Source organism: Mycolicibacterium sp. MU0053 (genome assembly GCF_963378095.1).
In the GTDB taxonomy this organism is placed as follows: Bacteria; Actinomycetota; Actinomycetes; order Mycobacteriales; family Mycobacteriaceae; genus Mycobacterium; species Mycobacterium burgundiense.
Genome location: NZ_OY726397.1, coordinates 378,338 through 391,165, shown reverse-complemented (window position 1 = coordinate 391,165; position 12,828 = coordinate 378,338). Strand labels below are relative to the sequence as shown.

Here is a 12,828-nt window from a genome sequence, read left to right as displayed (position 1 = left end):
ATGGCCGTGGTGAAGATCAATGCAATCGAAGTTCCCGCCGACGCAGGCCCCGAACTGGAGAAGCGGTTTGCGAATCGCGCCCATGCCGTCGACAGCCAGCCCGGTTTCCTGGGCTTTCAGCTGCTGCGTCCGGTCAAGGGCGAGGAGCGTTACTTCGTGGTGACCCAGTGGGAGTCCGAGGAGGCCTTCCAGGCCTGGGCCACCGGGCCGGCGATCGAGGCGCATCAGGGGCAGCAACGCAATCCGGTGGCCACCGGCGCGTCGCTGCTCGAATTCGAGGTTGTGCTGGACGTTGCCGGGCCTGCCGCAAAGAGTTAAGGCGCGCGCGGCACTGGGTTTGACTGCCGCTCTGGTGATCGTCTCGGCGGGTGGGTGCGCTCCCGCCGGGGTGCCGTCGGAGCTCGCCGGCAAGGCCGATGTCCACATCAGCACCGGCACGCCGCAGGGTGTCCGCGCCCAGCAGGTGATGGACATGCTGAACTCGGACTGGCCCATCGGTCACGTCGGGGTCAAGACCCTGGCCGCACCGGATCAGGTCGACGCCGTGGTCACCACCATGGACGGGCTGTGGTGGGACCGGCCCTACACGCTCAGCGGGGTCGATTTCGGCGCCGGTTCCGCGACGCTGCACCTGGTGACGTCGTACGGCGCGCGTCAAGACATCGAACTCGATACCGATGACGCCGGCCTGGTGGACCGGTTCAAGGTCGTCAACCACGCGCCCGAGATCGCGTCCTGGGACGACGTCGACGACGTGCTGTCCAAGACCGGCGCGCGGTACTCGTATCGGGTGTCGCGGATCGTGGACGGGCAATGCCGACAGTTGGCCGGCGCCAACACCGCCGAATCCCTGCCGTTGGCCTCGATCTTCAAGCTCTACGTGCTCTTCGCCGTGGCCGAGCAGGTGCGGGCCGGGGCGTTGTCGTGGGATGAGGAACTGGTGATCACCGAGGCCACCAAGGCCGTCGGATCCTCCGGTTTCGACAAGCTCCCGCCGGGTTCGAAGGTGCCGGTACGGGACCTCGCCGAGAAGATGATCGCCAACAGCGACAACATGGCCACCGACCTGTTGATCCACCGCGTCGGCACCCACGCGGTCGAGCAGGCCCTCGTCGACGCGGGCCATCACGATCCCGCCAGCATGACCCCGTTCCCCACCATGCGGGAGTTGTTCTCGGTCGGCTGGGGCCAACCGGATGTCCGCGAGGAATGGAAGCACGCCTCCCGCGAGGGCCGCGCCCAGATGCTGCGGGATGCCAAATCCCGCCCGTACCAGCCCGATCCGGAACGCACCCACTCGCCGGCCTCGCCGTTCGGCGCGGAGTGGTACGGCAGCGCCGAGGACATCTGCCGGGTGCACGCCGGGCTGCAGTCCGGGGCGACCGGGCCCACCGCCCCGGTGAAAGACCTGGTCTCGGCGATTCCGGGCATCGATCTCGACCGCGAGCAGTGGCCCTACATTGCGGCGAAGGCCGGCAACCTGCCCGGCGATCTGACGTTCAGCTGGTACGCGGTCGACCGCACCGGCCAGCCCTGGGTGCTGAGCCTGCAGATGAACTGGCCGCGCTATCACAGCCCGGCCACCGCGGGGTGGTTGATGATGACGATCAAGCAGATGTTCGGGCTGATCCCCGTCGGGTGACCCGCGGCCACGGTTACGCCGGGTTCGGAAAAATGAGATCGGCGACCGTGCGCGGATCGTGCGCAGCGATGAAGTCCCGTTCCTGCCGCGCCCACCGGTCCCAGTGCGGCGCATAGGTGTCACCGTCGCGCAGCAGCGCCCGGCGCTTGCGGTCGGCGTCCGATGCCTCCACCCAGATCCCCAGGTCCGCCAGGGCCCGGTTAGCCGCGGTCAGCGTCCCCACGCCCTCCACGATCACGCGTTGCCCGGGCGCGACGGTGTGCCATTCGGCGGGCGCGTCGGTGGCCCAGTCCCAGCGTCGCCACCGACCGGGCCGCCCCGACGCGCGCGGTTCCAAGAGCGCGCCGCGGATGTGTTCGCCGGCCCAGGACAGCCCGTCCCAGCCGGGGTAGATGTCGTCGAGGCTGATCACGGCGCTGTCGGCCCAGGCGCGTTGCAGCGCGGCCGCCAGATCGGTCTTGCCCGCACCCGATCGGCCGTCGATCAACACGGTTCTGGCGCCGGCGGGTAGCCGGCGCACCAGCTCAGAGATTTCCAATGAAGCTCCAGTGGCCGGTTCCGATCGACATCCCGACCGCGACGGCGACGATGCCGAACGCCGCGAGGATCAATGCGAGGTCGCGGCCGCCGAATCGGGCGGGCCGCGCCCAGGTCCGGGTCGGGTAGGCGCCGAAGCCGCGGGCCTCCATCGCGGTCGCCAACATCGAGCCGCGTCGGATCGCGAACACCAGCAACGCGAACGCCTGGCCGGCCGCGCGCCGCAGCCGACCCCGGTCCGCGACCCCCCGGGCACGGCGCGCATAACCCAGATACCGCCAGTCCTGCCCGAGCAACCCGACCAACCGCAGCCCGGCCAGCGCGCCCAACACAAACCGGGACGGCAGCCGAAGCACCTGTCCGAGGCCATCGGCGAGCTCGGTCGGATCGGTGTCGATGAAGAGCAGCACCGACGGCAGGGCGATGGCGAGGACGCGCAGAAAGGTGGCCAAGGCCAACGTGATTGAGCCGTCACTGATGGTGATCAACAGGAAGTGCCAGTGCACGGTGCCGCTGGATTGTCCGTACAGCAGTATCGTCACCGCGGTGAGCGCGGCCACGACCGCCAGCAGTGCACCGCGAATCAAAATCTGTCGCAACGGGACTCGGAGCACCAAAACCAACGCGAGCTCGAGCACCAGTGCCGTCAGTGCCGAAACCCAGTCCAGACTGGAGACCAGGCCGAGCGCGATCACCAGGGCCGCAATCAGTTTCGCGACCGGATTGATTGCGGCCCGCTGCACCGCCACGGCCGTCGCGCTGCTCATCGCCCGGACTTCGTGACGTCCGGGGCCCGCAACTCGATGCGCCGGTCGGCCAGCAGTTCGGCGAAGTGCAGGTCGTGGGTGACGGCGACGACAGCGGTGCCCTCGCCGACCATCTCGGCGAGCAGGGCGACCAGCTCGGCCCAGGTATTGCGGTCCTGGCCGAAGGTGGGCTCGTCGAGGATGATCACGTCGGGCTGTGTCGCCAGGATGGTCGCCACCGACAGCCTGCGCTGCTCGCCCCCGGACAGCGTGTACGGATTCGCCTCGGCCAAGCCCGTGAGCCGCAGTCGCTCCAGCAGGTCGTCACAGCGTTTGGCCACTGCGGCCTCAGCCGTCTTGAGGGCACGGGGTCCGCACGCCAGTTCGTCGCGCACGCTGCCGGTGAGGAATTGGTGCTCGGGGTTCTGGAACACGCTGCCGACGCGGGTGAGCAGTTCGCGGGACCGCCACCGGATGGGTTCGGGGCGCTGCGGTGCCGGCGCAAATCCGCCGCAGGCCTCGAGCCGGCCCGCGCGGGGCGGGAGCAGGCCGCCGAGGGTCAATGCCAGCGCGGACTTGCCCGCGCCGTTGGGGCCGGAGATGACGGTGGTGGCGCCGCGACTGATGTCGAAATCGATGGCGTCCGTTGGTGTCCCGGATGAGTAACCGGCCGAGAGCGCACTGGCACGTAACAACGGTCGGCCCACCGGGCCGGTTCGGGAGACCTGCGGCAGTGCGACTCCGGGCACCCACACTCCGGCGCGGGTCAGTCCGTCGCGATGGGTGGCGATGACGTCGGCCGGCGCCCCGTCGGCGATGACGTCGCCGGCGGCGCCCAGCACGACCAACCGGTCCACCACCGGCAGCCACACCTCGGTGCGATGCTCGACGACCACGAGCGTAGCGCCGGTCTGCTCCACCACCGCGGCAACCGCGTCGCGGACCTCCACGACGCCGGCCGGATCCAGGTTGGCCGTGGGCTCGTCCAACAGGATCAGGCCGGGATTCATGGCCAGCACACCGGCCAGCGCAAGCCGTTGCTGTTGTCCGCCGGACAGTTTGGCGGTGTCGTGTTGCAACGGGGCGCTGAGGCCGACGGCGGCCAGCGCCCGTCGCACCCGCGGCCAGATGAGCTGCGGCGCGACGTTGAAGTTCTCCATTCCGAACGCCACGTCGTCACCGACTCGGGACAGGATGACCTGCGAGGCGGGATTCTGCAGCACCATGCCGATGCGGCTGCGGCGCTCACCCGGCGGTGCGCCGTCGATCAGCAACCGACCGCCCTCGTCACCTTCTTCGTGACCCCCCAAGAGACCGGCCAGCCCTTGCAGCAGCGTGGATTTGCCGGACCCGCTGGCCCCCAGCAGCAATACCCGTTCGCCTGCGGCGATATCGAGGTCGAGGTCGCGCACCGCGTAGCGGGGCCGGCCCGCATGCCGCCAGGACCAGCCGCGCGCGGCGACGGCGGCACCGCTCGAGGGTCCGATCGTGCTCACCGCGTGAGGTCGCTGCGCGACCCCGTCCGGCCCGAGGCAAACCGCGACAGCGCGCCGGTCTTGGCGAGCCCGCGCACCGCGTACCAGGACAGGGCGCCGGCGATGACCGCCCCGGAGACGATCCCGGCGACGGTGTAGGTGACGGCGAATGCCGCCGCGGCCCCGGGGTACCAGAGCACGAGGTCGTTCGCCGCCATCGCGACGCCGGCGACCGCACCGGCGAGCACCGCGACCGGCAGGTTCCACACCCGATACAGGAAGATCGCGAACACCAGTTCGGCGCCCAGGCCCTGAACCAGCCCGGAAACCAGCGTCAACACGCCCCACTGGTTGCCGACCAGCGCCGAGACCGTGGCCGCGACGAGTTCACCGTAGATCGCAGCGCCGGGCTTGCGGATCACCATCGCGACCAGCACCCCCGCGAACAGCCAGCCACCGCCGGCCAACGCCTGCAGGCCGGGCAGCAGCGCGCCCAGCGGTGCGGTCAGCGGGTTGGAGGCGATGTTCCACAGCACGAAGACCAATCCGGCGGCGACGGCGAGCACGCTGGCCACCACGATGTCGACCACCCGCCAGCGATACACCCGGTTGGTGGCGCCGCGGCCGACGAAATCGGGTTCGGAAACGTTGGTCATCGGATCACACTCCCTACGCCGGCATTACCCGGACAGGTGCATACGGTCGACGGCGCTCAGCCGTCCTCTCAGCGCACTTCAGCGTGCACTCCCGCGTGGGTTTACCGAACCAAGGTAGCGCAGTCGCGAGGGCGTTCGCGCCCTGCAGTCAGCGGCGCAGGGTCCACCCCGCGGTCCGGTGATGCAGCACCGTCCGGCTCAGCGGGGCCACGTCGATGCGCCAGAACGACGCCGGCGGGGCGTCCAGGACCACGACGACGGCGGCGCGGATCACCGCGGGATGGGTGATGGCGCAAATCCGGGCGGGTCGCTCGACCAACCCTGCCAGCCAGGCCCGCACCCGCACCACCAGCTCGACGATCGACTCGCCGCCGTGCGGCGCCGCGGTGGGGTCGGTCAGCCAACAATCGAGATCATGCGGATCGACGGCGGCCAGTTCGACGCCGCTCCACCGGCCGACATCGAGGTCCGCCAGGGCCGGCTCGGGTTCGGCGGGGAGCCCGGCCAGCTCGGCGGTCTCTCGGGTACGCAACTCCGGTCCGCACAGTGCGTACTCGAAATCATCAGGGCCAGAGCCGGATTCGAGTTGGCGTCGCCCGAGCCGGGACAGTGGCTCATCCAACGCGAAGCGTCCGGCTGACGTGGCGTCGGTCATTGCGTGCGACACCAGCGTCAGCCGGACGACTTCAGTCATGGCGACTCGATGCGCGCGCTACGCGCTCGTGCCGCCGACGGTGCTCTGCTGCCGTTTGCCCTCGAGCAGCCGGGACACCAACGCGGCGAAGACCAGCCCGATGGCGGCCCACATCACGATCTGAGTGCCCAGCGAGAACAACCGGAACTCGTAGAGGTCGTCGGCGGGGAAGCCGTCGAACACGATGGTGCCGGCCGCATCCACGATGGGTCCCGGGGTCTCGTCGATGGTCGGCAGAATCAGCATCACGATCGCGACCGCGACCAGGTATCCGGCGGCGCCGGCCAACGTCGCGTTCCAGGCGCCGAGCTTGGGCGCCAACCGGCTACCGAGGTAGACGGCGGCGGCGAACAGCACCGCCGACAACGCGACCAGCAGCAGGTACAGCAGCGTGCGCTGGTTGATGGTCTCGTCGAGGCTGACCGCGGGCGGGTTCGGCGGATACTTCAGCGCCGGCACCAACCACAGCGCGACGAACATGCCCCCGGCGATCAGCACCGACAGCAACCGCGCGGACAGCTGCGCGCGGCCGTACAGCACGCAGAACACGATCGCCAGCAGCGCCGCCATTGCCACACTGAACCCCAGCAGTCCCAGCCCCATGCCGATATTGGCCTGCACCGCGCGGGTGATGGCCGCGCCCTCTTCGCCGTGGCTGTGGCCGTGCTGGTGGGCGTGTTCGGCGGCGCTGTGCAGCGCCTCACGCGCGGCGCCGACGCCGTCCTCGTAGTCGATGGCCCGATCGATCACCGGTTGCACAAAGATGCGCGCCCAGACGAATGCCAACACCCCCGCCAGGGCGCCGGCCAGGATGCCGCGCCAGATGACCTGCTTTTCCATATTCGATTGGCTCTCTTCCGCTTGCGCTGGTCAGTGGCAGGGGAAGCCGAGCAGATGGCGGGCGTCGTGGACGAATTCGTGCACGTAGGTGTTGTTGCCCAACACCGAGGTGGCACCTTGATCCATGCCCACGCAGTACAGCAGCACCAAGGCCAGGAAGGCGGTCAGCGTGAGCCAGCCGATGGCCTTGCTGGCCGAGAGGTCGATGGCGGGAACACGGGTCCGATGAGCGTCGGGTGTGGTCATTCGGGGTCCTTTCCGGGATAACGCGTCCGGGTCGTTGCAGTGACGGGCGTATGGGTCTGACTATGGACAGTGGCGCGACCGTTCTGGACTCTCACCAGATTCCTCGGCCCGTCGATTACAGGACGCATCATATGCGCAGGGCCCAAGCGGTGGCGTCGTAACCTCAACCTCGATGCTCGGTGCCGACCGTTCCTGAGGCGGATACGCCAACGGGCGGCCACCCCGCAGGGTGACCGCCCGTTGTGCGTGTCTCGCCTATTCGGCCCCGGTCGCGGCGCCCGCCGCCCCGGCGCCGGCAAGGTCCGGTTCGTCGGTGGACACCGACTTCGCCTTCGGGGCACCGGAGAAGGTGAACCGGGCGTCCTCGCCGGCTCCTTCGCCGTCCCAGTTCTCCACGTCGACCGTGATGAGCTGTCCGGGACTGATCTCGTCGAACAGGATCTTCTCGCTCAACGCGTCCTCGATCTCGCGCTGGATCGTGCGACGCAGCGGCCGCGCGCCCAGCACCGGGTCGAATCCGCGCTTGGCCAGCAGGGACTTGGCCTGGTCGGTGAGGACCATCTCCATGTCCTTGGCCTTGAGCTGGTTTCCGACGCGACCGACCATCAGGTCCACCATCTTGACGATCTCGTCCGGGGTGAGCTGGTGGAAGACGATGATGTCGTCGATGCGGTTGAGGAACTCCGGGCGGAAGTGCTTCTTGAGCTCGTCGTTGACCTTGAGCTTCATCCGCTCGTAGTTGTTCTCACCGCCGCCCTGGGTGAACCCGAGGCCGACTGCCTTCGAAATATCGGATGTCCCAAGGTTCGAGGTGAAGATCAGCACGGTGTTCTTGAAGTCGACCGTGCGACCCTGACCGTCGGTGAGACGGCCGTCCTCCAGCACCTGCAACAGGGTGTTGTAGATCTCCTGGTGGGCCTTTTCGATCTCGTCGAACAGCACGACCGAGAACGGCTTACGACGCACCTTCTCGGTGAGCTGGCCACCCTCCTCATAGCCGACGTAGCCCGGCGGGGCACCGAACAGCCGCGAGGCGGTGAAGCGGTCGTGGAACTCGCCCATGTCGATCTGGATCAGCGCGTCGTCGTCGCCGAACAGGAAGTTCGCCAGCGCCTTGGACAGCTCGGTCTTACCGACGCCGGACGGGCCGGCGAAGATGAACGAGCCCGAGGGCCGCTTGGGGTCCTTCAGCCCGGCACGGGTGCGACGGATCGCCCTGGAGACGGCCTTGACCGCGTCCTCCTGGCCGATGATCCGCTTGTGGATCTCCTCCTCCATGCGCAGCAGCCGAGTGGTTTCCGCCTCGGTCAGCTTGAACACCGGGATTCCGGTCCAGTTGCCCAACACCTCGGCGATTTCCTCGTCATCGACCTCGGCGACCACGTCGAGGTCACCGGAGCGCCACTGCTTCTCGCGCTCGGCGCGCTGTGCGACCAGCTGCTTCTCCTGGTCCCGCAGCCGCGCGGCCTTCTCGAAGTCCTGCGCGTCGATCGCGGACTCCTTCTCCCGGCGCGCGTCGGCGATCTTCTCGTCGAACTCGCGCAGGTCCGGCGGAGCGGTCATCCGACGGATCCGCATCCGGGCGCCGGCCTCGTCGATCAGGTCGATGGCCTTGTCCGGCAGGAAGCGGTCGTTGATGTAGCGATCCGCCAGGGTGGCGGCCGCCACGATCGCACCGTCGGTGATCGAGACGCGGTGGTGCGCCTCGTACCGGTCGCGCAGACCCTTGAGGATCTCGATGGTGTGCTCGACCGTCGGCTCGCCGACCTGCACCGGCTGGAACCGACGCTCCAGCGCGGCATCCTTCTCGATGTACTTGCGGTACTCGTCGAGCGTGGTCGCGCCGATCGTCTGCAGCTCACCGCGGGCCAGCTTGGGCTTGAGGATCGACGCGGCGTCGATCGCACCCTCGGCCGCGCCGGCACCGACGAGCGTGTGCAGCTCGTCGATGAACAGGATGATGTCGCCGCGGGTGTTGATCTCCTTGAGCACCTTCTTCAGGCGCTCCTCGAAGTCACCGCGGTACCTGCTGCCGGCCACCAGCGAACCGAGGTCCAGCGTGTAGAGCTGCTTGTCCTTGAGCGTCTCGGGCACCTCACCGTTGACGATGGCCTGTGCCAGGCCCTCCGCAACGGCGGTCTTGCCGACGCCCGGCTCACCGATCAGCACCGGGTTGTTCTTGGTACGGCGGCTCAGCACCTGCATGACCCGCTCGATTTCCTTCTCGCGGCCGATGACGGGATCGAGCTTGCCTTCCACCGCGGCGGCGGTCAGGTTCCGGCCGAACTGGTCGAGCACCAGGGAGGTCGACGGATTACCCGCCTCGCCACCGCGGCCGCCGGTACCGGCTTCCGCGGTCTCCTTGCCCTGATAACCGCTCAGCAGCTGGATGACCTGCTGACGCACCCGCGTCAGCTCCGCGCCGAGCTTGACCAGCACCTGCGCGGCCACCCCCTCGCCCTCACGGATCAGGCCGAGCAGGATGTGCTCGGTGCCGATGTAGTTGTGGCCGAGTTGCAGCGCCTCGCGCAGGCTCAGTTCGAGCACCTTCTTGGCGCGCGGCGTGAACGGGATATGACCGGACGGCGCCTGTTGGCCCTGTCCGATGATCTCCTCGACCTGGCTGCGCACGCCTTCCAGTGAAATACCCAGGGATTCGAGCGACTTCGCCGCTACGCCCTCACCCTCATGAATAAGACCCAGCAGGATGTGCTCAGTGCCGATGTAGTTGTGGTTCAGCATCCGGGCTTCTTCTTGAGCCAGGACGACAACCCGACGTGCTCGGTCGGTGAATCGTTCGAACATCGTGGTTACCTGCTCTCCTCAATAGAGCAACGTCGCCCACCCGCGGGCGGTGCGCTTTGCCTGCCGTCCACTGTAGTGGGCGAAGCTGGGTGGGGGCATACCTTGGTCCCCCGTCCGCCATGGACGTATACAGACCAACGTCGGAATATCGCGAATCGTTTCCTATTTGGTTCGCCGCTAGCGAACGAAAATGACGCTAAACGCGTACTTCGATTGTTTTCCGCCAGATCACCACGGCCGCATCGACAGCATTTTGACATGTAATGCAGTTGCATCATATCGTCGGCGCATGACGATCTCTGACCCACTGTTCGGCTTGACCGGAAAAGTTGCCCTGGTCACCGGCGGGAGCCGCGGCCTGGGCCGCGAGATGGCCATCGCGTACGCCGAGCGCGGAGCAGACGTGATTGTCGCGAGCCGCAAACTCGACGCCTGCGAGGCGGTGGCCACCGAAATCTCGGACCGCTTCGGCCGCCGTGCGCTGCCCATTGCCGCCAACGTCAGCAGTTGGCAGGACTGCGACAACCTCGTCGAGGCCGCCTACGACGCCTTCGGACGCGTCGATGTCCTGGTCAACAACGCCGGACTGTCGCCGTTGTATCCGAGCCTGGACGCCGTCGAAGAGAGCCTGTTCGACAAGGTCATCGCGATCAACCTCAAGGGTCCGTTTCGGCTCACCGCCTCGATCGGCACCCGGATGGCCGCCGGCGAGGGTGGCTCGATCATCAACATCTCCTCGGTCGGAGCCATCCGGCCCCGACCGGAATTCCTGCCCTACGCCGCCGCCAAGGCGGGCCTGAACACGTTGACCGAGGGGTTCGCGCGGGCATTCGGTCCGACCGTGCGGGTCAACGGCATCATGGCCGGACGCTTCCGCACCGATATCGCCAAGGCGTGGGATCTCGATGCGGTCAACGAGGCGGCCAAGACCGGCATCGCGCTGCAGCGCGTCGGAGAGCCGAACGAAATCGTCGGCGCTGCACTCTATTTCGCGTCACCGGCGGCCAGCTATTGCACCGGCACGATTCTGCGCCTCGACGGCGGCGCCACCGACTGACTGGGACCTTCCCACTCTCTGTTTGAAAGGACGCTCATGGCTTGGGATTTCGAAACCGACCCAGAATTCCAGCAGGAATTGGACTGGGTCTCCGATTTCGTCCGCGACGAGGTCGAACCGCTGGATCTCATTCTCAACGACCCGGCCGACAAATCCGACGAAGTCGCGATGTCGATCGTCGGCCCGCTGCAGCAACAGGTGAAGAACCGCCGGCTGTGGGCCTGCCACCTGGGGCCGGAGCTCGGCGGCCCCGGATACGGTCAGGTCAAGCTGGCACTGCTCAACGAGATTCTGGGCCGGTCCCGCTGGGCCCCCACGGTTTTCGGCTGCCAGGCACCCGACTCCGGCAACGCCGAGATCCTGGCGCACTACGGCACGCCGGAGCAGAAGGAGCGCTATCTCGCGCCGCTGCTCGACGGCCAGATATCGTCGTGCTATTCGATGACCGAACCGCACGCCGGCTCCGATCCCACCCTGTTCACCACCCGCGCGGTCCGCGACGGCGACGATTGGGTGATCTCCGGTGAGAAATGGTTCAACTCCAACGCCAGTGTCGCATCGCTGTTCATCGTCATGGTGGTCACCGATCCGGACGTCAGCGCCTACAAGGGCATGTCGATGTTCCTGGTCCCCGCCGACACCCCGGGCCTGGAAATCGTGCGGGACGTCGAGGTCGGGATCGGCGATCACCACAGTTCGCACGGTTACGTGCGCTACAACGATGTGCGGGTGCCCGCCGACCATCTGCTCGGCGAGGAGGGCGGTGCATTCGGGGTGGCGCAGACCCGCCTCGGCGGCGGCCGGATCCACCACGCCATGCGGACGCTGGCCCAGGTGCGGCGCGCCTTCGACATGATGTGCGAACGGGCGGTCTCCCGACAGACCCGAACCGGGACGTTGGGCGAGCTGCAGATCACCCAGGAGCGCATCGCCGACAGCTGGATCGAGATGGAGCAGTTCCGGCTGCTGGTGCTGCGCACGGCGTGGTTGATCGACAAGCACAAGGACTACCGCAAGGTCCGCAAGGACATCTCGGCAGTCAAGGCCGCCATGCCGAAGGTCTATCACGATGTCACGTTGCGCGCCATGCACTTACACGGAGCGCTCGGGGTGTCCAACGAGATGCCGTTCGCGGCCATGCTGCTCGATTCGGAGGTGATGGCGCTCGTCGACGGGCCGACCGAAGTTCACCAGGTCACGCTCGCCAAGGAACTGCTCAAGACCTACACCCCGGCGCCGGGGCTGTTCCCGACCACGCACCTGCCCGCCAAGCGCGACGAGGCCCGGCGCCGCTACGCCGAGTACCTCGAACACGCCGTCGGCAACGACGACCCCGGACAGCGATGACGCGGCTGAGCAAGCTCAGCCGCTCGGTTGCCGGCCAGGTCATCGTGGTGACCGGCGCGGCGAGCGGGATGGGGCTGGCGACGGCGCGGCTGCTCGCCGACGAGGGCGCCCTGGTCGGATTGGTCGACCGCGCCGAGGAGCCGCTGACGGCGGCAGCCGACGAACTCCTCGGCGCCGGCGCCCGGGCCCACGCGGTGGCCGTCGACGTGGCGACGCCGGGCGCGCCGGCGTCGGCGATCGCCGCGATCCGCGCCGAACTCGGACCGATCGACGCTCTGGTGAACAACGCGGCAATCGCAACGGGCACCGGCATCGACGACGAGGACTTCGAGGCCCACTGGGCGGCGAGCCTGGCGGTGAACCTGACCGCGTACGCCGCGTTCATCCGGGCCGCACTGGCCGATCTGCGGCGCCTGCGCGCTGGTCGGATCGTCAACGTCGCCTCGACCGAAGCCCTCGGCGCGACCGCCCGGCAGCTGCCCTACACGGTCTCCAAGCACGGCGTCGTCGGGCTCACCCGGTCGCTGGCCGTCGAGTTGGGTGCGGCCGGGGTGACGGTCAACTGCATCTGTCCCGGCCCGATCAACACCGGCATGACCGCGCCGATCCCCGACGAGGCCAAAGCCGAGTTCGCCCGGCGCCGAACGGCACTGCGCCGCTACGGCGACCCCGAAGAGGTCGCGCACGCCACCCTGTCCCTGCTGCTGCCCGCGGCGTCCTACATCACCGGCGCGGTGCTGGCGGTCGACGGCGGGCTCACCGTCCGCAACGCCTGAGCGGCGA

At 68.1% G+C, this 12,828-nt stretch carries 13 protein-coding genes and 1 riboswitch; of the genes, 5 read left to right on the top strand and 8 right to left on the bottom strand.

Annotation, left to right across the window (positions count from 1 at the left end; genetic code table 11):
* Both mhuD and RCP80_RS01835 read left to right on the top strand, forming a co-directional pair.
* Nucleotides 1–318 (top strand): mycobilin-forming heme oxygenase MhuD, encoded by a 318-nt coding sequence (gene mhuD / locus RCP80_RS01840; protein WP_308480720.1) that lies wholly within the window; start codon nt 1–3, stop codon nt 316–318.
* On the top strand, nt 281–1,642 hold the full coding sequence (locus RCP80_RS01835) for a serine hydrolase (RefSeq protein WP_373693432.1): 1,362 nt from the start codon (nt 281–283) through the stop codon (nt 1,640–1,642). The genes mhuD and RCP80_RS01835 overlap by 38 nt, the downstream gene beginning before the upstream one ends.
* A 13-nt stretch (nt 1,643–1,655) precedes the next feature.
* Here RCP80_RS01835 and RCP80_RS01830 read toward each other — a convergent pair whose 3' ends face one another.
* The 8 genes from RCP80_RS01830 to RCP80_RS01795 all read right to left on the bottom strand — a co-directional run bounded on the left by RCP80_RS01830 (nt 1,656) and on the right by RCP80_RS01795 (nt 9,641).
* Nucleotides 1,656–2,180: a nucleoside/nucleotide kinase family protein gene (locus RCP80_RS01830; protein WP_308480718.1), complete on the bottom strand. Its 525-nt coding sequence runs from the start codon at nt 2,178–2,180 to the stop codon at nt 1,656–1,658.
* Nucleotides 2,167–2,946: an energy-coupling factor transporter transmembrane component T family protein gene (locus RCP80_RS01825; protein ID WP_308480717.1), complete on the bottom strand. Its 780-nt coding sequence runs from the start codon at nt 2,944–2,946 to the stop codon at nt 2,167–2,169. Before RCP80_RS01825 ends, RCP80_RS01830 begins: the two co-directional genes overlap by 14 nt.
* Nucleotides 2,943–4,421, bottom strand: coding sequence for an ABC transporter ATP-binding protein (locus RCP80_RS01820; protein ID WP_308480716.1), 1,479 nt, complete (start codon nt 4,419–4,421; stop codon nt 2,943–2,945). Before RCP80_RS01820 ends, RCP80_RS01825 begins: the two co-directional genes overlap by 4 nt.
* Nucleotides 4,418–5,056, bottom strand: coding sequence for an ECF transporter S component (locus RCP80_RS01815; protein ID WP_308480715.1), 639 nt, complete (start codon nt 5,054–5,056; stop codon nt 4,418–4,420). The genes RCP80_RS01820 and RCP80_RS01815 overlap by 4 nt, the downstream gene beginning before the upstream one ends.
* Nucleotides 5,050–5,161: riboswitch (TPP riboswitch) on the bottom strand. It overlaps the preceding gene by 7 nt.
* 43 nt (nt 5,162–5,204) lie before the next feature.
* Nucleotides 5,205–5,750 carry a histidine phosphatase family protein gene (locus RCP80_RS01810; RefSeq protein WP_308480714.1) on the bottom strand — a complete coding sequence of 182 codons (546 nt, stop codon included), beginning with the start codon at nt 5,748–5,750 and terminating at the stop codon, nt 5,205–5,207.
* Between the two features lie 18 nt (nt 5,751–5,768).
* Nucleotides 5,769–6,590 carry a CbtA family protein gene (locus RCP80_RS01805; RefSeq protein ID WP_308480713.1) on the bottom strand — a complete coding sequence of 274 codons (822 nt, stop codon included), beginning with the start codon at nt 6,588–6,590 and terminating at the stop codon, nt 5,769–5,771.
* 30 nt (nt 6,591–6,620) lie between these two features.
* The gene (locus RCP80_RS01800) at nt 6,621–6,836 is read right to left on the bottom strand and encodes a CbtB domain-containing protein (protein ID WP_308480712.1); all 216 of its coding nucleotides are present in this window, start codon (nt 6,834–6,836) and stop codon (nt 6,621–6,623) included.
* Nucleotides 6,837–7,091: 255 nt separating this feature from the next.
* On the bottom strand, nt 7,092–9,641 hold the full coding sequence (locus RCP80_RS01795) for an ATP-dependent Clp protease ATP-binding subunit (protein WP_308480711.1): 2,550 nt from the start codon (nt 9,639–9,641) through the stop codon (nt 7,092–7,094).
* Between the two features lie 289 nt (nt 9,642–9,930).
* Between RCP80_RS01795 and RCP80_RS01790 the strand changes: the two genes are divergently transcribed.
* The 3 genes from RCP80_RS01790 to RCP80_RS01780 are packed head-to-tail and all read left to right on the top strand — an operon-like array spanning nt 9,931 to nt 12,821.
* Nucleotides 9,931–10,698, top strand: coding sequence for an SDR family NAD(P)-dependent oxidoreductase (locus tag RCP80_RS01790; protein WP_308480710.1), 768 nt, complete (start codon nt 9,931–9,933; stop codon nt 10,696–10,698).
* Between the two features lie 36 nt (nt 10,699–10,734).
* Nucleotides 10,735–12,045 carry an acyl-CoA dehydrogenase family protein gene (locus tag RCP80_RS01785; RefSeq protein ID WP_308480709.1) on the top strand — a complete coding sequence of 437 codons (1,311 nt, stop codon included), beginning with the start codon at nt 10,735–10,737 and terminating at the stop codon, nt 12,043–12,045.
* Entirely contained in the window at nt 12,042–12,821 is a 780-nt protein-coding gene (locus RCP80_RS01780; protein WP_308480708.1) for an SDR family NAD(P)-dependent oxidoreductase, read from the top strand. The genes RCP80_RS01785 and RCP80_RS01780 overlap by 4 nt, the downstream gene beginning before the upstream one ends.
* Nucleotides 12,822–12,828: the final 7 nt, after the last annotated feature.